Genomic DNA, 22,439 nt, shown 5'->3' with positions numbered 1-22,439 from the left:
ATTCATGCTGATAATCTACCGATGCCGTCCTGCTGAGCTCAGGCCTGTGCCGATTCGCTCACGCCTTCTGGCAGGTACTGATCGTAACCGGACTCTTCCAGCTCATCAGCAAGCTCAGGACCGCCAGCACGGACGAAGTGGCCATCGGCGAAAACGTGCACGAAATCAGGGTGAATGTAGCGAAGAATGCGCGTGTAATGGGTGATGAGCATCACACCAAAGTGGTTGACATCCTTTGCATGGTTCACACCTTCCGACACAATGCGCAGAGCATCCACGTCCAGGCCAGAATCCGTCTCATCCATGATGGTGAACTTTGGCTTGAGAAGCTCCATCTGCAGCACCTCAGCACGCTTCTTTTCACCACCAGAGAAGCCTTCGTTGACCGAACGCTGAGCGAACTTCGGGTCCATGCGCAAACGCTTCATCTCCGTGGACAGCTCCTCCACCCACTGGCGAAGGCTTGGAGCAGAACCCTGAACCTCGGTGACAGCAGTACGCAAGAAGTTGGTCATGGAAACGCCAGGAACTTCTACGGGGTACTGCATTGCCAGGAAAAGGCCTGCACGAGCACGCTCGTACGGCTTCATCTTCAACAAATCCTGACCGTCAAGCAGCACTTCGCCGCCATCCACCTCATACTTAGGGTGGCCAGCAAGAGTGTATGCCAAAGTGGACTTACCCGAACCATTCGGACCCATGATGGCATGAACTTCGCCGGTGTGGATGGTCAGGTCGACGCCTTTGAGGATCTCCTTACGACCTTCCTTGGTTTGCACTCCTGCGCGCAATCCCCTAATTTCCAGGGTGTGCTGCTCGCTCACATTGGTTGCTACTTCAGCCATCACTTATCCTCCAAAACTTGAGTCATAGCCGCAGATTCACCCTTGGCCAGTCTTTCTTCAATACGTTGCATCAAGGCTGTTTGAACCGATTCAACGCCGATCTGGTTGATCAGCTCCTCGAAGAAGCCACGAACGACGAGCTTGCGAGCATTCTCCTCGCTCACGCCGCGCGACTCCAAGTAGAAGAGCTGCTCGTCTTCAAAGCGGCCGACGCTGGAAGCATGGCCTGCGCCGATGATGTCACCGTTCTCAATCTCCAACTGTGGCTCCGAGTCGGCAATGGCGCCGGGCTTGAGCACGAGGTTGCGGTTGAGCTCGTAGGAATCGGTATTCGGTGCTGTTGGAAGGATGAGAGCGTTACCCACCCACGCGGAACGCGCACCCTTACCGTCAAGAGCACCTTTATAGATGACACGAGATTTGCAGTCTGCTTGGTTGTGGCACACCATCGTGCGATGCTCAGCGTAATCGCCTGGCAGCACGTAGTAGATGCCCAACATATCAAGGAAGCCCTTCTTACCGGCGTAATCAGGGTCCATGCGCAGACGCACGAAGTTGCCGGAGAGAGTGACCACGCGGTGACGCAATTCTGCGTTTGCTCCCACGCGGATGCGCTCGGTGCCCACATGCTTACTGGCTTCATCCCACTGTTGAACGCTGGTGAAGTTCAGAGTGGAATCAGCACCAGTGCTAATCTCCATGCCTTCGGCCAAGTGAGCCAAACCATCATGCATGACCACCACACTTGCATGGCTATTCGCCGCAGCGGTGATGACGAAGTGGAGGGCATCGCGCTCGGCATTATTCGAGTGCACACGAATGATCACTGGCTTTTCTACATTAGAGGTGATGTTGAGCCAGTACACGCGCTGCGTTACCTGCCACTGGATTGCTGCCGTAAGATCGACGGGCTTGCTCACCGAGCCCGCAGGATACTCATTCTTGCTAATCTGACCAAAGCTCACGCCCAGCTCACGGCTAGTCTGCTTGTCAGAAAGCTGAGGAACCGCAGAACCATCCTCAAAACTGACACTCACCTGGGCGAGGTTCGTGGGAGTGAAAGGCTGCATGAACTCGCTGATCTCGTCCATGTCCAAATAGCGCCACTCATTGTCCTTAGCCTTGGGCTGAGGGAAATCAGCAGGGTCAAAGGAGCGAATCATGGAATCCGCACTGGACGGCATTTGAGCCGGGAACTTATACGGGTCCTTCGGGTCGTACCGCGGCATACGAACTTCAGCAGGAGCCGATTGACCCTCTGACGCAGTTGACGCACTCTGCTCGTTCTTGAGCTCGCGATCCTTCTGACGCGCGTTTTCAATACGCTGCGCTTCCGAAGCATTAGCCTGAACTTGAGCGCGACGAGCCTTCTGCTCTGCAGTTTCCACTGGCTTTGTGGTACCAGAGCGGCGGAAACCGTCAGAATCTGGCGTTGACGTGGTGTTCATCTCTTTCTCACTCATCCGACGGAAGCCTCCATCTGCAGTTCGACCAAACGGTTCAATTCCAGTGCGTATTCCATAGGAAGCTCACGCGAAATTGGCTCCACGAAGCCGCGAACGATCATTCCCATAGCCTCACGCTCTTCGATACCACGCTGCTGCAGGTAGAAGAGCTGATCCTGAGAAACCTTGGAAACAGTAGCCTCGTGCGACATGGTGACCTCATCCTCACGCACATCCACATGTGGGTAGGTATCCGAGCGAGAGAACTCATCCACCAGCAAAGCATCGCAGGAAACGGAAGAATGCGCGTCAAAAGCACCCTTCGGAATCTTCACCAAACCGCGGTACGAGGAGCGGCCACCACCCTTGGAAATGGACTTCGACACAATCGTCGAAGAAGTGTGAGGAGCCAGATGGATCATCTTGGCACCCGTATCCTGATACTGGCCAGAGCCAGCGAAGGAAAGCGAAAGGGTGGATGCCTTCGCATACTCACCAGCCAGAATGCATGCTGGATACTTCATGGAAGCCTTCGAGCCGATGTTGCCATCGACCCATTCCATAGTTCCGCCTTCCTTGACGTAAGCACGTTGAGTGACCAAGTTGTACACGTTATTCGACCAGTTCTGAACGGTTGTGTAGCGCACGCGAGCGTGAGGCTCCACAATAATCTCCACCACAGCAGCATGCAAAGAATCCGTGGAATACAGAGGAGCTGTGCAGCCTTCCACATAGTGCACGTAGGAGCCTTCGTCGGCAATAATCAGCGTGCGCTCGAACTGACCCATATTCTCCGTGTTAATACGGAAATAAGCCTGCAGTGGAATGGTGACGTGAACACCCTTCGGTACATACACAAAGGAGCCACCGGACCATGCAGCAGTGTTCAACGCGGCGAACTTATTGTCGTTGTACCTGACCACAGTGTTGAAGTACTTCTTCACCAAGTCAGGGTACTTTTGCACTGCAGTATCTGTGTCACAGAAGATAACACCTTGGCTCGCGAGCTCTTCGCGAATCGAATTGTAAATCACTTCCGACTCATACTGAGCTGCAACACCAGCGACGAGCCTTTGCTTCTCTGCTTCGGGAATGCCCAAACGGTCATAAGTGTTCTTGATGTCCGGTGGAAGGTCAGACCATGACTTTGCCTGATGGTCCATCGGTTTAACGTAGTATTTAAAATCCTGAGCATCGAAACCAGAGAGGTCAACACCCCACTGTGGCATTGGCTTTTCCAAGAATGCTTGGAAACCTTTCAAACGCAGGTCCAGCATCCATTCTGGCTCATGCTTGTCGGCTGAAATTTCGCGCACGACATTCTCGTCAATACCCTTCTTTGCAGCCTGGCCAGCAGCATCAGAATCATGCCAACCGTAGTTGTAACCATTGCCAAACTCGGCGAGAATTTTCTCGTCGGCTTCAATTTTGTCGTCATTAGCTCGGGTGCGGTCAAAAACATATTGACCCATCTCAACGTCGGCAGACTCGCGTTCATTCGCAGGCTTATCAGCCGTGAGAGCCTGTTTGTTCTCCGCCACAGTTTCACCCCCGATATAGGAATAATTATCTCTGGGTTTTTTAGCTTACCCAGCCCCTTAACCTTTGCCCCGCCGAAGTGTCGAGCAAAGAGATAGCTCGAAAAGCGCAGAATTACGCCATTGTGGTGTACCGCTCCTCTATCAGTTTCCGCGCAATTTTGCGCGGGGCACATACAGCAAAGGCCGTTATCCCTTTCGGAACAACGGCCTTCCAGCTTTCATCACAGTGATAATCTCCAGCGACTCTCAGCTAGGAGCTAAAAGCCAGCCTGAGTGTCACTCAGCGTCTTCCTTCTCAGCCTTCTCAGCCTTCGGGTTGGCGCTTGGAATACCCTTGCCAGCATCGCGAGCAGCCTGATAATCAAGAGCGGCAGCAATCAAGCCCTGGAACAGCGGGTGTGGAGCGTACGGGCGAGACTTGAACTCAGGATGAGCCTGGGTTGCGATGTAGAACGGGTGAACGTCCTGAGGAAGCTCAACAAACTCAGTCAGATGACCATCTGGGCTCGTACCCGAGATCTTCAAACCGGCCTTCTGAATGCGCTCCATGTAATCGACATTCACTTCGTAACGGTGGCGATGACGCTCAGTAATATCAGTCGTGCCGTAGAGCTGAGCAGCCAAAGAACCATCGACGAGCTTTGCGGGGTAAGAGCCCAAACGCATGGTATGGCCCATATCGGAATTTTGCAGAATCGACTTCTGCTCTTCCATCGTGGCGATCACCGGGTTCGTCGTATTTGGCTCAAACTCAGTGGAGTTGGCGTCCTCCAAGCCCATGACGTCGCGAGCATACTCGATCACCATGGTCTGCAAGCCCAAGCACAAGCCCAGGGCCGGGACCTTGTTTTCACGAGCCCAACGCAAAGCGGTCACCATGCCGTCGACACCACGAACGCCGAAGCCGCCAGGAATGATGATGCCATCGCAATCAGCGAGGTTCTTCTGGGCGCCTTCCATGGTTTCGAGGTTGTCGGAAGCGACCCACTTAATCTCCACCTTGGACCAGTTACCAAAGCCGCCTGCCTTCAAAGCTTCGACGACGGAGAGGTAAGAGTCGGGGAGGTCGACGTACTTGCCGATCAGAGCAATACGAACGGTGTGCTTCGGGTTGTGAACGCGGTTGAGCAGCTCGCCCCACTCGCCCCACGTCACGTCGTGGAATGGGAGGTTAAGCTTGCGAACCACGTAAGTATCCAAGCCCTCGCGGAAGAGGATGGATGGAACTTCGTAAATGGATTCAGCATCTGGAGTGTTGATGATGCCTTCACGGTCGACGTCGCACATCAGAGCAACCTTGTCCTTGATGGACTCGGATACTGGGGTGACGGAACGCAGGACGAGGGCATCAGGAGTGATTCCCAGCTGACGCAGCATCATGACGGAGTGCTGAGTTGGCTTCGTCTTCATCTCGTGAGCGGCCTGGATGTAAGGAACCAGGGAGACGTGGATGAACATGCAGTTGTCTGGGCCCAGTTCGCGGCGCACTTGGCGAGCTGCTTCCATGAATGGCTGAGATTCGATATCGCCAACCGTACCGCCGATTTCGGTGATGATGACGTCCACATCATCACCAGCCTGGGCGCGCATACGGTCCTTGATCTCGTTGGTGATGTGAGGAATGACCTGAACGCATTCGCCGAGGTACTTGCCCTCGCGCTCCTTGCGCAGCACAGATTCGTAGATCTGGCCGGTGGTCACGTTAGCGCGTTGAGAAAGTGGAACTCCCAGGAAACGCTCGTAATGGCCGAGGTCGAGATCGGTTTCTGCGCCGTCCTCCGTCACGTAGACCTCACCATGCTGGAATGGGTTCATGGTGCCTGGATCGACGTTGACGTAAGGGTCAAGCTTCTGCTGGAGAACGCGAATTCCGCGAGAGCGGAGGAGACGTCCGAGGGAGGATGCGGTGAGGCCCTTGCCAAGGGAGGACACAACGCCGCCAGTGATGAAAATCTGCTTAGTTACATGGTGGTTTTCGATGCTGTGCTGTTCTACCATGTTTCCCCAGCCTAACATTCAGACACGACTCGAGCCGCTCATATTTCACCTCTCAGAGAGATTGGCTTCATACGAGCCCAACACGCCGATTTTGCTCAAGTTATCCACACTGCAGAAAAATTCCTGTTCGCTCTTGTCTGCTCTGTCACGATGGCCTCATGACAACTCTCACTCTTATTCTTCGCATCATTTTCGTGGTCAGCGCGAGCATGGCGTTACTCTCTGCTGCTCGCCAAGATTATCACTGCGGCTTGGTGCGCCGCCGAACTTTCCTGCGCACGGCTACCTGCCAATTTGCGGCTAGCGTGGCGGTTGTTACTGGGGCTTGGTTTGTTGGTTGGAGAGGTTTCGACTGGTTGGAACTTAACGGTTCTGGACTCAAGTGGCTGAGCCTCGAGTCTTCGGCTTCTGCGCGGCCAGGCCTCGACTCCTCAAGCCTCACGTCATCGGCGCCTTCACCTCTCCAGGCTTCCACCCCGATGGTCACCCAGCTTTTCACCCAGATTGTCACTGCGCTGAGTGTGGGAGTAAGTATATGCGCTCTGGGCTTCCTGTGCCATCGGCTCACGAAAATCGCAGGAAAACGTCAAGACTCGGCTGCAATTCACAACGCGCGTACAGGAGTACAGTCGAAGATTTCAGCTCGAGTCACGGCGAGCGATTCAGCTCAAACTCAAGCTGCGTCACCAACTGAGTTATCTCGTCAGCTGCCACCCCACCTGCCACCTCAGAGCGGTTTTGGCCTTGCTGACGTCTGGGCAGCAGCGCTGAGCGCACAAACTCTGACACTGCTCTGGCCAGTAACTGACGCCCTGTTGCTGTGGTGTTTGCTATGGTTCGCTACATCAGTGCACGCACTTATTAGCCATCAGCGTGAGGAAAAGGAGCCGCAACGCAAAGAAGGCGGAGCTCGACAACTCCGCCTTCTTCCTCACCTGTTGTGGACGTGGAGCGTGCTCATCCCCACTCTCCTTCTCATTCATCCGCCATGAATGAGATAGTCCCGTTTAGTTGTTCGCTTCCCACTGCTGGTATTCCTGCGAATACTTTTCAAACTCGGAATAATCGGCAGTGAACTTCGTCTCACCAGTGCTGAGATTGACGGTGACAAAGTAAAGCCAGTCGCCAGGCGTCGGGTTCATTGCGGCATCAATCATTGCCAAATTCGGCTGATTGATCGGCGTTGGCGGCAAGCCCTTCTGAATTCGCGAGTTATACGGGTTCGATTCATCCTGAAGCATCGCTTGAGTCAAACCGTGAGGGTCCACACCGAAACCATATGCCACGGTGGAATCCATTCCCAGAGGCATATTCTTCTTCAAGCGGTTCTCAATCACTCGCGATACTTGACCGTAGTACTCTTCCCTATTCACCTCTCCACCAATGATGGAGGCACGAATAAGAATGTTCTCGCGTTCATCTCCGGTAGGAACTTTGTTTTCATCCAGGAAGGCGATGCGCTTCTTGACCATGTCCGCAAAGAGATCGTGCGCAGAAGAATAATCCTTCGGGTTATACGTATCTGGTTGCAACCAGCCCTCGAATGACCCCTTAGCTTCAGGAGGAAGAATGCCATCACCATGAGAATCCAACAGGGCTTGGAAATCGCTCTGAGGAAGGTTCATTAGCTGTGAAGCTGCAGAAATGACAGCAGAAACCCGAGTACTTGCTGTCACGTTGATCATGCCTTCAGCCTTTGTCGGGTCCACCAGGATCGCGACAACATCCTTCGAAGCCATCTTGTACTTCAATTGGAAGGTGCCTGGCTGAAGCTTTTGAGCAGCATCGGCATTCACCACTGCAGCGTCAAAGGCAGCGACTGATGCGACGATACCTTGTTTGACAAGGTTTTCGCCGATCTCACCAGAACCTTGACCCTTCTCCACAGTGAATTCAACCGAGCCTTCACCCGGGCCTGGGTAATCCGTGGCCCGCTTCGCCGTCTGCGCTTCCAGTTGTGCTTGCTGATTAGCAGCCTGAATGCTTCTCACCTTACGGTAGACTTTCACGCCTGCCCAGCCCAACACAATGACGAGTGCAATGGCGACAATAATTCCTATCACACGACGGATGTTCTTGCGTCGTCTCTCATTACGCAGGGCAACGCGCGTCAAAACGGGCGCTGGAGCAGCATTTGAGGGGCCAGATGCTGGTGAAGCATTCTGGGTGGTGCTGCTTGCTGAAGTTAATGCAGGTGTGTCTGATCCATCATTCTCACCTGCAGTTTCGGAAGTATCAGCGAATGAGAAGAGTGACTGTGCATCATCCTCGTCCATACCAGTAAAGTCAGCAAAACCATCCAGTGAGGAATCGTGCATTTGCTGATTGAGCTGTTGTTCTTCTTGCGATGCTTGTAAGCGTTGCAAGAAGTCTTCCATCTCATGAGGAGAGGAAGAGGCTGGCTTGTTTTTGTCATTCATGGTTGCCCTCTCCCCTTACTGGAAATACTTTTTCAAAACGTCAGGAATATCGTCGTCAGAAAGAGCAATTTCTTCAAACGTCGGCATTGGATCGAGAAAATCTTGAGGAGGTATCGGGTTTTTCTCAGGATAATTGTAAGCATCCAAAGCAGCTTGCAAGATTATCACTGCAGCTTGTTGATCAACCATTTGCCGGTCAGTTCTTTGCGAATATCCGGCACTTCTCAACTGTTGGTGGGCAGTCACAGTGGTTAATCGTTCATCCTGAAAAATAATTCGAGGAACCGGTAGCTCAAGCCTTTCGAGGCGAAGAGTGAGTTGCTTGGCCCAGCGCTTTGCTTTTCTGGCAGCCGCGCCTACCTTCCCGGCAAGCGTCAACGGATCGCCAATAACAACAGCCTCCACATGCTGTTCCTCGATAAGGTCAATCACCGGATTCAAAGCAACAAAGGAGTCGCCAAACACTTTAATATTTTGCAAAGGAAAAGCCAACTGAGCCGATGGATCAGAGAGTGCGAGCCCTACTCGTGCGTTACCTAAATCGACACCCAACCAAACACCCATGGCCCCTCCTCATTATTGACCCTGCTCAACCTTAGCAAGAACAAGAACGAACTGGAATGCACTTCTTGTGTTGAGCACAACCAGCCTCATATAAACGAGGGGAAGGAAAGATCATTCTTTCCTTCCCCACTTCAGCATGCCCCTCACCTACCTACGCTCTTATGCAGGTTGGGTGCAGTCTCATGCTGTGACATTATTCTGTTTTACCGGTGTAACAGTGTTTCACTGTTGGACGGTAGAAACCAGCTGAGCTAGTGCAGCGTCGATTGCAGAAGCGTCCTTACCGCCACCCTGAGCGAAGTCAGGACGGCCGCCACCGCCACCGCCGAGCATCTGAGAAAGCGTGCGAACCATATCGCCAGCCTTCAGGCCCTTATTGCGTGCTTCTTCGTTGGTAGCAACGAAGACCACTGGCCTGCCTTCCGCGCTGGTTCCTGCGATGGCAACCACAACTGGCTTGTCATTGCCGAGCTTCTCACGAATCTCCATAACGACTGGGCGCACCTGGTTTGCATCACCGAACTGTCCAACGTTGCTGGCTGCAACGACGACACCGTTCTTTTCGTTTGCCAAGGCGTTCTCAACAATGTGAGCTTCAGAAGCCTTCAGGGATGCCAAACGCATATCGGCAAGTTCACGCTGAGCCTGCTTGAGGTCAGCCAAAGCTTGTTCCACACGCTCGAGAACACCATCAGTTGGAACGTTGAGCGAACCAGCCAGAGTGCTCACCAGCTGACGCTCAGCATGGCTACGACGGTAACCTTCATAACCCATGTAAGCATCCACGCGGCGCACGCCAGAACCATTGGAGAACTCAGAAGTGATGACAAAATTGCCAATCTTTCCTGTCCAATCCAAGTGAGTACCACCGCACAGCTCACGCGACCAACCGTCACCGATGGTCACCACACGCACGATGTCACCATACTTGTCGGAGAAGAGGTGATCAGCACCCAGCTCTTCAGCCTTCTTCAGTGGCATATATTCTGGCACGACCTGAAGGTCTTCCATGGCAATCTCATTGACGCGTGCTTCCACGTCATCGATCTGAGAGCGCGATGGAGCCTTTGGCCACTGGTAATCAAAGTGCAAGAAGTCAGGGGCAACAACAGAGCCACGCTGGGTAGCCTGCGGGCCGAGAACCTCACGCAATGCCTTATGCAAAACGTGAGTTGCAGTATGAGAGCGAGCCAAGCCAGCACGACGAGCAACGTCAATTTGAGCATCTACCGCGTCGTCCACAGCCAAAGTACCTTCAGTCAGACGGCACTGGTGAACAGTCAATCCCTTCACCACTTCGTGCACGTCATCAACTTCCAGTTCTGCACCGTTATCGGAAAGAATCTGGCCATGATCAGCCTGCTGACCACCGCGCTCAGCATAGAACGGAGTCTGGTCCAGCACGACTTCCACGGTTGCTGGTGCACTAACAGAAGTGACAGGGCCTTGTTCCGTAAGAATTCCCAGCACCTTAGCGCGAGAGTCGAACTGCTGGTAGCCCAAGAACTTCTGCGGCTCGCTCATCGTCTTACGGAAATCGTCGTAGATGGACAAGTCCACATTGTGGCGCTTCTTCAAAGCATCCTGACGAGCGCGGTTACGCTGCTCAGCCATCAGCTCACGGAAGGCCTTCTCATCGACGTGAACACCCTTTTCTGATGCCATTTCGAGGGTGAGCTCGATCGGGAAGCCATAAGTATCATGCAGCTTGAAAGCGTCTTCGCCGGAAACAGTCGGCTGACTGTCTGCAGACTGGGACTTCTTTGCTTGAGACACTGCCATGTCGAAGATCTCAGTGCCCTTGGAAAGAGTCCTGCGGAAGGCGTCTTCCTCACCATACGCAGCTTCGGAAACGTCGTGGAAGGTCTCCTCAATCTCTGGGTAAGAGTTCTTCATCACGTTCTCAGAAGCGGTAAGCAAGGTTGGCATGACTTCGTCATCCACGCCCAACATCTTCATCGAGCGAATAGTGCGACGCAGAAGACGGCGCAAAACATAGCCACGACCAATATTCGACGGGCGAACGCCATCCGACATGATCATCAATGCGGAACGCACGTGGTCAGCCACAACGCGGAAGCGAACGTCATCTTCCTCGTTTTCGCCATAGGTACGGCCGGAGAGCTTCTGTGCAGCTTCGATCACTGGGAAGACTTCGTCGGTCTCGTAAATGTTGTTCTTGCCCTGAAGCAGGTAAGCAACACGCTCCAAGCCCATGCCCGTATCAATGTTCTTGCGCTGAAGGTCGTTAACAATGTGCAAGTCAGTTTTGGACTTGACGTTGTCGACTTCATAGGTTTCGAAAACGAGATCCCAAATTTCGATGTAACGGTTATCATCAACCGCTGGACCGCCGTCCTTGCCATAGGCTGGGCCGCGGTCATAGAAGATTTCGGTGCAAGGACCACCAGGACCAGGGCCGCCGGTCGTCCAGAAGTTATCTGCCATACCGAGCTTTTGAATGTGGGTAGGATCTGCACCTTCGTTAATCCACATGTGCAGAGCTTCGTCATCGTCTTCGAAAACGGTGAACCACAGCAGTTCAGGGTTGAAGCCGTAACCACCCTGATCCTGAGGAAGGGTCAGAATCTCCCATGCATAGTGGATTGCTTCTTCCTTGAAATAATCACCGAAGGAGAAGTTTCCCAGCATCTGGAAGAAAGTACCGTGACGAGTAGTCTTGCCCACTTCATCGATATCGAGGGTGCGCACGCACTTTTGCATGCTGGCCATGCGAGTCTTCGGTGGAGTTTGTTGACCCAGAAGGTAGGGAATGAACGGCACCATACCGGCGATGGTGAACAGCGTTGTGGGATTCGGCGAAATGAGCGATGCAGATGGTGCAATCAGATGGTCATGGTCGCGGAAGTAGTCAAGATATCTCCGGGCGATCTCAGACGTTTGCATGCCAGAAACCTTCCTCTTTAAACAGTAACTCTCCCGATTGTATTGATACCTCGGCACATTACGAGAGGAGTTTTCTGGCACACTTAGCGAATATGCGAAAAAGTATTACTCAGCCTGACGGTGGGTGAAACGCTGCTCGAGCTCTTGCTCGCGGCTTGCTTGCAAACGCTGGAAATCATTGATCAGGCCGCGCGCTGTTTGAATGCTGGCCTGGGCGTTATCCATATCCGGGCCCATGAGGAAATTGCTCATCACATCAGGCATTTGAGAACGTGCATATGCGCGCGTTTTGTTTACCAGAACAATGCCTGCCGCCATGCCAAGGCCGAACCAGAAAAGTCGCTTCATCATCACTTCTCCTCGGTAGGTGTTGGCTTGGTTTCTGGCTTTTCACTCTCACTCGTCTTCGCATGCTTGGCTCGAGAAAGAGGCGACTGCTCAGGATTATCACGCTTCGCGCTCTTTGATGCAGCCTTTGGTGTGGTGCTCTTTTCTCCATCCTCATTCAACTGCGAATTTTGCGTAGTTGTGTTCGAATGCTTCATGAAGCCATTCAGTGTTTCTTTCACAGCGTAGAAGCTGGATGCCACTTTGATGACTGGCTTAGAAAGCATGGAGGAATACAGGTCAGTCAAAGCACCCACGTTGCGTGCGGTGTAGCGAGCAGAATCCGTGATCTGGTTGACGTCAGACAGCGTCTTATTGAGTTCACGCACGGAGGTGGTGGATTCATCCAAGATTGGCAGAGTATGGTCGCCCGCTTCCTTCACCGTTGTGGCAATCTGGTCAAGCATGCGGCCCAAACGGATGAGAGGGTAAATGGCGACGCCTGCGAGGATAGCGAAGGCAATGGCTGCGATGAGGCCAGCGATATCACCAATGCTCATACCAACCTACTTTCCTGATAATCGAGCAATACTGTTCTAACTGTAGCGCACTTACTTGGTTCTGTTATATTCCACCAAAGTCAATGCATGGTCGAAATCATCGATTTTGTCAGTATCGAAGTCAAAAGTGGTGATCGAACCATTCATCGGACGCTCAGAAAGGTCATAACCTTCCGGTGCGAAGCGTTGCATCAGAGACAACAGAAGGTTTCCATGGGCAATGATGAGAATGTCATCACCGTCATGCACCGGGTGAATGACAGTATCCGGGTCTTCTTCACTGTGACGAGCATGATTGGCGATTAAACGGTAGCCTTCGCGAATACGAACCCAAAATTCCCCTTCAGATTCTGCATCGTGGAAGGGATCTGCCTCTTTGAGAAAGTCTTTTGTGGCTCCGATTCCGAATTTTTCTACGATTTCTGCGTAGGTTGATGCTCCATGAGGGCCACCTGCCATATACCAGGCTGCAGCCATATCAGTTCCTTCGAAGGAGCCATAGAACTGTTCGCGGAAGAAACGAGAAGATGTCGCCGTCTTAACGGACTTCTTATGGTTCATTTCCAAAATCAGTTGCGCAGTATCCTGTGCTCGTGTTGTATCGGAGCAATAGGCTGCTGCAATGTGAGTAAGAGAGAGCAGTCTTCCTGCTTTTCGTGCGTCTTCGCGGCCTTTCTCGGTCAACGGAGAGTTTGACCACCCTTGCAACTTGTTATAGCGATTGAAATAGGTTTGCCCATGACGAACGAGATGCAGATGAAGTTTCATATTTCCATTATGCAGCTGGATGTGCAGAAAGCGAGAAACGCCGGCAGCCTATTGCGTGACCGGAAATAAAAAAATCCCGTTTGGATTTCCAAACGGGATTGCTGTTGTATTGGGTAACCAATACGAAGCGAGGATCAGTAGTGGTTGTAGTACTCGACCACGAACTGAGTGTTCACCTGAACTGGGATCTCTTCGACCTCAGGAAGACGGGTGAAGGTGGCCTTCAAAGAAGCCAAGTCAACATCGAGGTAGCCTGGGGTTGCTGGCAGAACGTCACGATGAACGCCTTCTGCTGCAGCCTGGAATGGCTCCATGGTCTGGGACTTTGGCTTGACCTGAATGACCTGGCCTGGACGGACGCGGTAGCTTGGGCGATCCACGATGTTGCCGTCGACGAGAATGTGACGGTGCACCACGAACTGACGAGCCTGAGCAACAGTGCGAGCGAAGCCAGCACGCAGGACCAGAGCGTCGAGACGAGTCTCGAGGTTGATCAGCATTGCGTTACCGGTCTGGCCCTGGGTGCGAGATGCAACCTCATAAGCCTTACGCAGCTGCTTCTCCGAAACGCCGTACTGAGCGCGCAGACGCTGCTTTTCCTTCAGACGCACGGAGTAATCGGACTCAGAACGACGGCGGGAATTGCCGTGCTCACCTGGGCCGTATGGACGCTTATCAAAGAGACCCTGAGCCTTTGGGGTCAGGGCAATGCCAAGAGCACGAGACAGGCGAACCTGACGGCGTGCACGCTGGACGTTGGTCATAATAACCTAACTTTCTACTCTGTCGTTATCTGAACGCCGCACCTACACACCTGTGTGGGTGCTGAGCCAGGCCTCTCCAATGCTCGAAGCGCTGTGGGCGCAACGCATACCGGCTCTTTTCAGTGACGGTGTACGCCGATCCATTGATGGGCTAAGGCTCCAGATAGTTACTTTCGTAACAGGCCTACACTACAGCACTCCCCCGACGCTACAAAAGCTCGTATGAAGCACTTCTTAGCGCCGAGTTGTACCAGCCCCGTTCGCTGGCCGTCAGAGTTTCTCCACTGGAGCCATGCGCAGAAGCAAGCGCTTGACACCCTCACTCTTGAAGTCCACCACGAGGATGGAGTTTGCACCCTTGTCGAAGATTTCCGTGACAGTACCCAAACCGTACTTATCATGGCTCACCTTATCCCCGACTGCAAAGTCTGAAATGCTATACGTCGAACCACTGGCAGCAGTTGCCGTCTTCTTCTCCACTGGCTTGTGCGAATAATGAATCTTCGATTTCTCCTCAAAGCGAGAACTGTAAGAATTCGAGCCATAGGAACCGCGAGAACTCGAACCATAGATGGAAGAGCGCGAACGATAGCTGCTCGAACCTGAACCATAGCTCGAAGAGCGAGAGGAAGACCCGTAGGAACTGCTCGATCGACTACCCGACCGACGCGATCCAGAACCGTACGAACTGCCTGACGACGAATAATCATCGGAATCGTCAAAATCATTCGCACCGTAGGAGTCACGCGAGCCAAAGGAGCTTCGCGCACCAAACGAGCCAGAACCGTAGGAGCGAGAGTAGCGGGAACCGAAGGAGCTCCTCCCTCCATAGGAGAAGCCTTCTTCATCTGTTCCAAAGGCAGAGGTAGCGGAGAAGTCGGAGTCGAAGTCGTCGCCAAAGTTGTCGGAACCCCAGCCTCCATTGCTTCTCACGTTTTCTGTTGCGGTGAACTCACGACGCCAATCGATCAATTGCGCCGGAATTTCGTCAAGGAAGCGGGACGGAGGCATCTCTTGAGCCTGGCCCCATTGGCTTCGTATGCCCGCACGAGTAATGTAAAGCCTTTTGCGCGCACGAGTAATTCCCACATAAGCCAAGCGACGTTCTTCCTCCAACTGGTTGGTGGAAGCATCAGGAGCATCATTATCCCCTGCCAAAGCGCGAGCGGAAGGGAAAGTACCTTCTTCCATACCGGTGAGGAAGACGACGGGGTATTCCAAACCCTTCGCCGTGTGCAAGGTCATGAGCGTGACACGGCCAGAGTCACCGTCAGGAAGCTGGTCAGAATCGGCAACCAGTGCAGTCTGCTCCAGGAAGCCATCCAAAGTAGGGTTCACTTCGTTAGCTTCATACTCTTTGGCAACAGTCTCCAACTGGCCGAGGTTTTCCAGCCTGCTTTGATCTTCAACATCTTGTGACGCGCGATATTGAGCAACGAGGCCGGAGTTCTCCAGCATCACATGAATAGCGGTGCTTGGGAGAACACCATCACCGGTCACTGAATCCATCATGGATTGCATCAGGTCGACGAACTGACGCAAATGCTTGACTGGTGCTGCAGACAAGCCGATTTCATCAAGGTGTGACAATGCTTCCCAGAAGCTCATGGAATGCGCTTGCGCGAAATTGGCAACATCAAGCTCGGTTTTGGCACCAATTCCACGACGCGGCTCGTTGAGAATACGACGCAAGGAAATATCGTCAGCAGGGTTGAGCAGAGCATGCAAGTATGCGAGAGCATTCTTGATTTCTGCACGCTCATAGAATCGAGTTCCTCCCACAATGAGGTAAGGAATTCCAGCTGCTACGAGTTGCTCTTCCATCAGGCGAGACTGTGCATTCGTGCGGTACATGATGGCAACATCGGAATACGGAATATTCTCCTCGGTGCGAATGCGAGCAATCTCTTCGGTGACGAAGCGAGCCTCCCCGCGAGCGTCATCAGCTGCATAGCCGATGATTTTGTCACCAGAACCTTCTGATGTCCACAGTTTCTTGGGCTTACGTCCCTCATTCTTGGCAATCACAGCGTTTGCTGCGTCCAAAATATTCTGTGTCGAACGGTAGTTCTGCTCGAGAAGAATAGTTTTCGCGTGAGGAAAATCATTCTCAAAGTCGAGGATGTTCGAAATATCAGCACCGCGGAAAGCGTAGATGGACTGATCAGAATCGCCCACCACAGAAATCCATGCAGGCCGCTTGACAGCAAAGCCCTCATACCCGGCAATCAGGCGCAGGAACTCATATTGTGCGCGGTTCGTATCCTGATACTCGTCGACCAGAACATAGTGCAAGCGCTTGTGGTAGAAATCAGCCGCTTCTTGAGAGGTGTTGAGAAGATCGACCGTTTTCATGATGAGATCGTCGAAGTCCACTGCGTTTGCCGCAGCCAAACGGCACTGGTACTCACCGTAGACCATAGCTTCCAGTTCTGGCTGCTTCTCATGACCGGTGATATGGGTGCCGGCAACACCTGGTGTGAAGGATGGCGCCAAAGTTTGGAGCACTTCTTGCGCGCCTTGCAACGAGTTCTTCCAGTCAGAAATCTTGCTGGAGAATTGGCGAGGCTTATACTTCTTGACATCAATGTTGAAATCAGTTTCAATCAGCTTCAACAAACGCAACTGATCTTGCTGATCATAAATCGTGAAATTCGATTTCAAACCCGCTTCATGAGTGAAGCGCCTGAGGATGCGAACACAAGCCGAATGGAATGTGGAAACCCACAAGCGCTCTGCACGCTGCGAGCCGACGAGTTTCGTCAGTCGTTCGCGCATCTCTGCTGCAGCTTTATTGGTGAAAGTAATCGCAAGAATCTGGCTCGGCCATGCATTCCACTGGCTCATTACCCAGGCAATACGTCGAGTAAGAACACGGGTCTTACCTGAGCCTGCACCTGCAGCAATAAGCAGAGCAGGACCTTGGTATTGCACCGCTTGTGCTTGCTGGGGGTTCAGGCCGGCGAGAAGGCGCTGAGCTTGAGCTTGCTTCTCCTCGGGGCTCAACTGTTCTAAACGGTAATTACCTGTACCTCGTGAAGATGCCGTATTACTCTGTGAAGATGCTGTATTCTTCTGCGAAGCAGCGGCAAGCTGCTGCTGTTGGGCCAAGAAACGCTGCTGCTGATACTGCTCATATTCTGCCTGACTTTGAGCATCCAAGCCATACTCTTGGGCTTCAGCAGATTCTGGATCAACAGGAGGAACAAAGGAAGGGTCCTCGTCTGCCATTGCCTCATAGGAAGCCTGCTGGTCAAACTCATCAGCCATCTGATCCATCTCTCTCCTGCCTCTCACATCGTCCACTGTTTACATCGCAGCTGAATTCGACATTCCCAGAATTCAGCACAGTGATAATCTCCAGCCATTTACCTGGGACTATGCTACCAACAAGCCTGCAGGGAGCAAGAAAGGTAAAACGTTGGGAAATCGCCTTTTCTTACCTTGTTAGTGAGGAATTACAGTCGCGTTATCGCGTGTTGCGGTGTTTCCTGTATGTTTCAACAAGGTTGAATTAATATTTCCAATCCGAGTTTTTCAGCCCTTCTTGTCCGGTCGCCGGCAGATTCTTATTAGGCAAGCTCAATTCTTCGCTCTGAGCTGATGGACCAAAAACGAAAGGCCAAATCAATGAAGGAACTCGAAGATAGGATCCGCGAGCAAGGCATTGTCCGTGCCGGAAACGTGCTCAAAGTGGATTCTTTCTTGAACCATCAGTGTGATCCCCAGCTCTTCGCCAGCATGGCTGAAGAGTGGAAGAAGCGTTTCGCTGGCAAGCAGATCGACAAGGTGCTCACCATCGAAGCTTCTGGTATTGGAATTGCTGCAATCGTCGCTGAAAAGCTTGGCGTTCCTTTCGTCTTCGCTAAGAAGACCGAGTCCATCAATCTCGATGGTGAACAGTACCGCACCCAGGTGTTCTCCTTCACCAAGAAGAAGACTTACGACGTGATCGTTGCTAAGCGCTTCATCAACGAAGGCGAGCACGTTCTGCTCATTGACGACTTCCTGGCATCCGGCAAGGCCATTTTGGGCCTTCTGGACTTGTGCAAGCAAGCAGGAGCAGTCGTCGAAGGCATCGGCATTGCCATTGAGAAGAGCTTCCAGGAAGGTGGCGAACTGCTGAGATCGCGAGGCTACAACGTGCAGTCTCTGGCTCGCATCGCAGCAATGGATGACCAGACTGGCGAAGTGAAGTTCGTTGAAGACTAATTTCTGAGAGTGGTTCCGCGCGAACCACTCTTTTTATTTCACCAATTATCTTTCGTCGAGGGTTCAAGGAGAGGAAAAAGCCCATGACAACTGAGAAAGATTCGACCGTGAAGACTCCAGCCGCCGCGGTCAGCGAAACCAGCGATGGTAATCCTTTGATGGATTTCACCGGCAAGATGAGCTTCCTGAGGGGCCTGCCTTACGGCCTTCAGCACGTGCTCGCCATGTTCGTAGCTAATCTTGCACCAATCTTCATCGTCACTTCCGCCGGCAAGATGCCAGCTGCTGTTTCTGATTCCATCGTTCAGGCAGCACTGCTCATGGCAGGTTTGGGAACGCTCTTGCAGCTCTTCCCACTGTGGCGTTTCGGCGCACGCCTGCCTATTGTTACCGGCATTTCGTTTACCTACGTGGCCGCAATCGTGGGCATTATTTCCACCCGCGGCTATGAATCCGCAGTCGGCGCCATCATCGTCGGCGGCTTGTTCGAAGCACTTCTCGGCCTGACCGCTCGCTTCTGGAAGCGCCTTGTTCCACCGATTATTTCCGCACTCGTGGTTACCTCCATCGGCTTCTCCCTGCTTTCCGTTTCTGCATCGAGCTTCGGTGGTGGCAACGGTGCAAAGGACTTCGGCAGCTGGAAGCACCTGCTCGTCGCAACCGTGACCTTGCTCGCTTGCTTGATCTCTCAGGTGTTCTTCAGGGGCTTTGCTAAGCAGCTGTCCATTCTCTTCGGCCTGGTCGTCGGCTATGTTCTCGCTCTGTGCATGGGCATGGTGGATTTGAGCGGCTTCTCGCACATCGGCATCGTCTCCGCACCAAAGTTCCTGCCATTCAAGCCTGAATTTGACTGGGGTGCCATCATCTCCATCGCTCTGCTCTACCTGGTTTCCGCAGTTGAGGTAACCGGTGATACCGCTGCTCTGGCTCGCGTGGGTATGAACCGTGAGGTCACTGACCTCGAAACTGCTGGCTCCATCGCTGGCGACGGTCTGATCTCCGCTATCTCTGGTCTGTTCGGCGCTCTACCACTGACCTCCTTCGCTCAGAACATTGGCTTGATCCGCATGACCAAGGTTGTCAACCGTAAGGTCATCGCTTCTGGCGGTTTGATCCTCATCCTCGCTGCCTTCGTTCCTGCCGTGGCAACTGCTTTCAACTCCATTCCACAGGCAGTTATGGGTGGCTGCACCATCATGATGTTCGGTTCCATCATCCTGGCAGGCTTCCAGATGATCTCCGAGGCTGGCTTCTCTGAGCGCAACATCCTCATCGCTTCCGTCTCTCTGACGGTGGGCGTTGGCTTCACCCAGGTTCCTACCTTGCTCGCTCACACTCCAGCTCTGTTCCAGCAGGTGTTCGCATCCAACGCTATCGCAGGCGTGTTCGTGATCGCTTTCATCATGAACCTGGTTCTTCCTCGCGATGAGAAGTTCTACAAGATCAACCTCAGCGTTGATAAGAAGGATCACGCTGACGAAGAAAAGTGATAACTAGACTTCTTCTCATCACTCAGCAGCTTCTTCGCCGCTAGCGAGAATCGACGGGGCAATCGAGTACAGTCGTACTTGGTTGCCCCTTTTCATTAACACTGTGAAAGAACTTATGCCAACGATTGATGTTTTCACTCATGTTCTGCCTCGCGCCTATGAGCGCGCATTAGAGCGTTCCCAAGCTAACCTGGGCGCACGTCATCCTTCTGTTCGTGAAAATCTCTTGACGGATATGGATATGCGTTTGGTTGCTAACCCTCCTCGCAGCTTGCAAATCGTGGGATCTGTCATTTTTGATGAACAGATTCGCGAGAAGTATCGCGCTGAGGTTGCGCAGACTGCTAATCAAGAGTTGTCCCAGCTAGTGTTGGACCATCCAGAGCTTTTCGAGGGCGCTATCGCTCATCTTCCACTCAACGACCTCGAGTTTTCTTGCCACTACTTAGCTGACACTATCGCACGTTCTGACACTCTCGTGGGAATTCAGATGCTGACGCATGAGGATGGTCGTAATTTTGCTGATGAGCAGAATTCCGCGCTCTTCTCCATGCTCAATGAGGTTCGCCGTCCGGTGTGGCTGCATCCTGTGGCTGAGCATTCTTCGCCGCATTTTCTCGAGAGTGCGAGGCAGCAGTTGCTCGCCACGGTTCGTGACCTGATGGATTTGCGGTGGGCTGCCTCCTACCCTCGCGTGCGCGTCATTCTTCATGGTGGTGTCGCCGCTCTATTCGCTCAGGGAGAGGTGAGTGCTGAGGCGACTCGTTTGGCGGCGCAGCAGAACTTTGTGGTGGACACTGCTTGGGCAAATTCGCTTGAGATTACCACTGCAGTGAAAACTCTTGGCGCTGGTCGAGTGCTCTTCTCTTCGGATTCTCCTTTCGCCACCGAAACGGGAGTGGAAAGCCTCGATGTTGCTCAGCATGCGCTGGAACAGGTGAAGGCTGCCCACATTGATGAGCAGGAGAAGCAGTTGGTGCTCTCTGGTTCGTGGGAGCACATGCGCGCGCGGATTCCTGTCAATGTGCTGAGCGAACAAGACCTCTATGAAGAGGAAAAAGCTCAGGCAAAGGCTGAGAAGGCGAAGAAGGAAGCCGAAGAGGATGAGAAACTCCAAGCGGAAATCGACGCTGAGCAGAAGAAGAACGCTGACCGCGACGATTCTAATGGCCTGAGCGCAAGCTTCTAGGACACAAGGCTCTCAAAAGCGCGACTCTCAGAAGTCGAAGCTCCGCACACTAGTGCTGCTCGCACCACAAGTCGTAGGACCGCTTCAAACGAGCGAGAGCATCCTCAACTTGGTGGCGCGGGCAGGCAACTGCCATACGAATGAAGGTAGCTCCATTACCGAAGTACTCCCCACCCGGGTTCACCAGTAAGCCAGAAGTCTGGCGAATAAACGCAGTGAACTCATCAGAAACGGTGTGAGGTCTGTCTAAGGCCTCAACTTCAGTGGACTGATAATCTGGAGAAACTGAGGAAACTGGCGAGCTAGGGTGTGCGGCGAACAGGTCAGTGCAGTCAAGCCACGGCAAATAGGTCGCTGCCATCTTCACCGGCGTGATCAGCGGCATTTCGCGCGCAAGAGTATCGTTAACCAACTCAATATTGGCGCGAACGTAGGAAAGCATGGCCGCATACCACTCATCGGAATCGCGGTAAGCGGCGATCGAAGCAGGAACAGCGGTGAGGTTGGGCTCAGCAATCTCATCGTTATTGAAACCGCGCACAGCATGCGCACGCAAATTAGGGTCAGCAATCAGCACCATGCAGGCGTGAGTTGCAGCGCAATTGAAGGTTTTCGACGGAGAAATCAGCTCAATCACATTGCCGCGCAACGGCTCAGGCAAGCTCAAAATCGGCGTGTAATCAAGAGTGTCGTCCCACAGCATGTCACCATGAACTTCATCAGAGACGACGATAACGCCGTACTGACGGGCCAAACGCACGATGTGGGCGAGGTCTTCCGGCTCCGGGACCAAACCCGAGGGGTTATGCGGGTTGCACACGACCATCATTGTGGTGCGAGCAAGCGCCATCTTCTTCTCCACATCTGCCCAATTGATGGAATAGGTGTGGGAAGCGTTCTCGTAGTCGAGCGGTGAGGCCAGAGGATGCCGACCATTGTTTGCGGCAGAGTTGAAGAAAATGTTGTAGACCGGGGTGAGCATGAGTACGTTGTCACCCACCGTCGTGAGCGTGCGAATAAGGGAGCTGAGCGCAGGAATCACGCCAGTGGCGAAGCTCATCCATTCGAGTGGCGGAGTGAAGCGGTGATGGCGAGTGAGCCAGCCTTGCACTGCTTCGTAATACTCTTGCGGAATATCCTCGTAGCCGTAGGTTGCGCTAGCCACCTTGTCATGCAAAGCTTGGACAATTTGCGGTGAAGTCGGAAGGTCCATATCGGCGATGGTCATGGGCAGCTCGTCGTCGGCAACATCCCATTTAGCCCAGTTGTGATGACGGCGCTTCACTGGATTATCAAAACCGAAAACATCAGCCATATGTTTCTCCCCCGAAATTGAGCGCTACCTGGCTGCCAGAGCCTGTTGCGCCACAAAAGACCCTGATAGCCAACTCTGACATGCGGCAAGCACT

Annotated in this window: 15 protein-coding genes and 2 pseudogenes; 4 read left to right on the top strand and 13 right to left on the bottom strand. The window is 53.0% G+C overall.

The genetic code is table 11. The features are described 5' to 3' along the window. Positions 1 to 38: 38 nt before the first annotated feature. From sufC to AEAE_RS02335, 4 genes are all read right to left on the bottom strand, one after another. Entirely contained in the window at positions 39 to 845 is an 807-nt protein-coding gene (sufC, locus tag AEAE_RS02350) for a Fe-S cluster assembly ATPase SufC (RefSeq protein ID WP_094689545.1), read from the bottom strand. Then, complete coding sequence (sufD, locus tag AEAE_RS02345; RefSeq protein WP_094690079.1) at positions 845 to 2,074, bottom strand: Fe-S cluster assembly protein SufD; 1,230 nt, start codon at positions 2,072 to 2,074, stop codon at positions 845 to 847. The genes sufC and sufD overlap by 1 nt, the downstream gene beginning before the upstream one ends. A gap of 230 nt (positions 2,075 to 2,304) precedes the next feature. Continuing rightward, positions 2,305 to 3,762 (bottom strand): Fe-S cluster assembly protein SufB, encoded by a 1,458-nt coding sequence (gene sufB, locus AEAE_RS02340; protein ID WP_094690078.1) that lies wholly within the window; start codon positions 3,760 to 3,762, stop codon positions 2,305 to 2,307. A gap of 345 nt (positions 3,763 to 4,107) precedes the next feature. Further along, on the bottom strand, positions 4,108 to 5,829 hold the full coding sequence (locus tag AEAE_RS02335) for a CTP synthase (RefSeq protein ID WP_244569598.1): 1,722 nt from the start codon (positions 5,827 to 5,829) through the stop codon (positions 4,108 to 4,110). 158 nt (positions 5,830 to 5,987) lie between these two features. Between AEAE_RS02335 and AEAE_RS02330 the strand changes: the two genes are divergently transcribed. Then, a complete protein-coding gene (locus AEAE_RS02330; RefSeq protein WP_094689543.1) occupies positions 5,988 to 6,821 on the top strand; it encodes a hypothetical protein in 834 nt (277 codons plus the stop codon). A gap of 15 nt (positions 6,822 to 6,836) precedes the next feature. On the opposite strand, the gene mltG is transcribed toward AEAE_RS02330, so the two are convergent. The 8 genes and pseudogenes from mltG to AEAE_RS02290 all read right to left on the bottom strand — a co-directional run bounded on the left by mltG (position 6,837) and on the right by AEAE_RS02290 (position 17,418). Continuing rightward, positions 6,837 to 8,249 (bottom strand): endolytic transglycosylase MltG, encoded by a 1,413-nt coding sequence (gene mltG / locus AEAE_RS02325; RefSeq protein ID WP_244569597.1) that lies wholly within the window; start codon positions 8,247 to 8,249, stop codon positions 6,837 to 6,839. Positions 8,250 to 8,387: 138 nt separating this feature from the next. After that, positions 8,388 to 8,813 (bottom strand): annotated as a pseudogene (ruvX, locus tag AEAE_RS02320) (Holliday junction resolvase RuvX); the annotation flags it as partial. Positions 8,814 to 9,035: 222 nt separating this feature from the next. Beyond that, positions 9,036 to 11,720, bottom strand: a complete 2,685-nt coding sequence (alaS, locus tag AEAE_RS02315; protein WP_094689541.1) for an alanine--tRNA ligase — start codon at positions 11,718 to 11,720, stop codon at positions 9,036 to 9,038. Between the two features lie 105 nt (positions 11,721 to 11,825). Beyond that, complete coding sequence (locus AEAE_RS02310; protein WP_094689540.1) at positions 11,826 to 12,071, bottom strand: hypothetical protein; 246 nt, start codon at positions 12,069 to 12,071, stop codon at positions 11,826 to 11,828. A 158-nt stretch (positions 12,072 to 12,229) separates the two neighbouring features. Then, positions 12,230 to 12,607: pseudogene (locus AEAE_RS06895) on the bottom strand (DUF948 domain-containing protein); the annotation flags it as partial. Between the two features lie 51 nt (positions 12,608 to 12,658). Further along, the gene (locus AEAE_RS02300; RefSeq protein ID WP_094689538.1) at positions 12,659 to 13,375 is read right to left on the bottom strand and encodes a histidine phosphatase family protein; all 717 of its coding nucleotides are present in this window, start codon (positions 13,373 to 13,375) and stop codon (positions 12,659 to 12,661) included. Between the two features lie 134 nt (positions 13,376 to 13,509). Further along, positions 13,510 to 14,139: a 30S ribosomal protein S4 gene (rpsD, locus tag AEAE_RS02295; protein WP_094689537.1), complete on the bottom strand. Its 630-nt coding sequence runs from the start codon at positions 14,137 to 14,139 to the stop codon at positions 13,510 to 13,512. 270 nt (positions 14,140 to 14,409) lie between these two features. Beyond that, positions 14,410 to 17,418, bottom strand: coding sequence for a UvrD-helicase domain-containing protein (locus tag AEAE_RS02290; RefSeq protein ID WP_244569596.1), 3,009 nt, complete (start codon positions 17,416 to 17,418; stop codon positions 14,410 to 14,412). A 351-nt stretch (positions 17,419 to 17,769) separates the two neighbouring features. Here AEAE_RS02290 and AEAE_RS02285 point away from each other — a divergent pair, with 351 nt between their 5' ends. From AEAE_RS02285 to AEAE_RS02275, 3 genes are all read left to right on the top strand, one after another. Further along, entirely contained in the window at positions 17,770 to 18,351 is a 582-nt protein-coding gene (locus AEAE_RS02285; RefSeq protein WP_094689536.1) for a xanthine phosphoribosyltransferase, read from the top strand. Between the two features lie 158 nt (positions 18,352 to 18,509). Continuing rightward, positions 18,510 to 19,841, top strand: a complete 1,332-nt coding sequence (locus tag AEAE_RS02280) for a nucleobase:cation symporter-2 family protein (RefSeq protein WP_244569638.1) — start codon at positions 18,510 to 18,512, stop codon at positions 19,839 to 19,841. Positions 19,842 to 19,956: 115 nt separating this feature from the next. Then, entirely contained in the window at positions 19,957 to 21,030 is a 1,074-nt protein-coding gene (locus AEAE_RS02275) for an amidohydrolase family protein (RefSeq protein WP_094689534.1), read from the top strand. Between the two features lie 49 nt (positions 21,031 to 21,079). Here the strand turns inward: AEAE_RS02275 and AEAE_RS02270 are convergent, their stop codons facing one another. Continuing rightward, on the bottom strand, positions 21,080 to 22,345 hold the full coding sequence (locus AEAE_RS02270) for a MalY/PatB family protein (RefSeq protein ID WP_094689533.1): 1,266 nt from the start codon (positions 22,343 to 22,345) through the stop codon (positions 21,080 to 21,082). Positions 22,346 to 22,439 lie beyond the last annotated feature (94 nt).

The sequence above is a fragment of the Aeriscardovia aeriphila genome (genome assembly GCF_002259595.1).
Taxonomy (GTDB): Bacteria; Actinomycetota; Actinomycetes; order Actinomycetales; family Bifidobacteriaceae; genus Aeriscardovia; species Aeriscardovia aeriphila.
The sequence above is the reverse complement of the archived record's forward strand: the minus strand, read 5'-3'. Positions and strand labels throughout refer to the sequence as shown.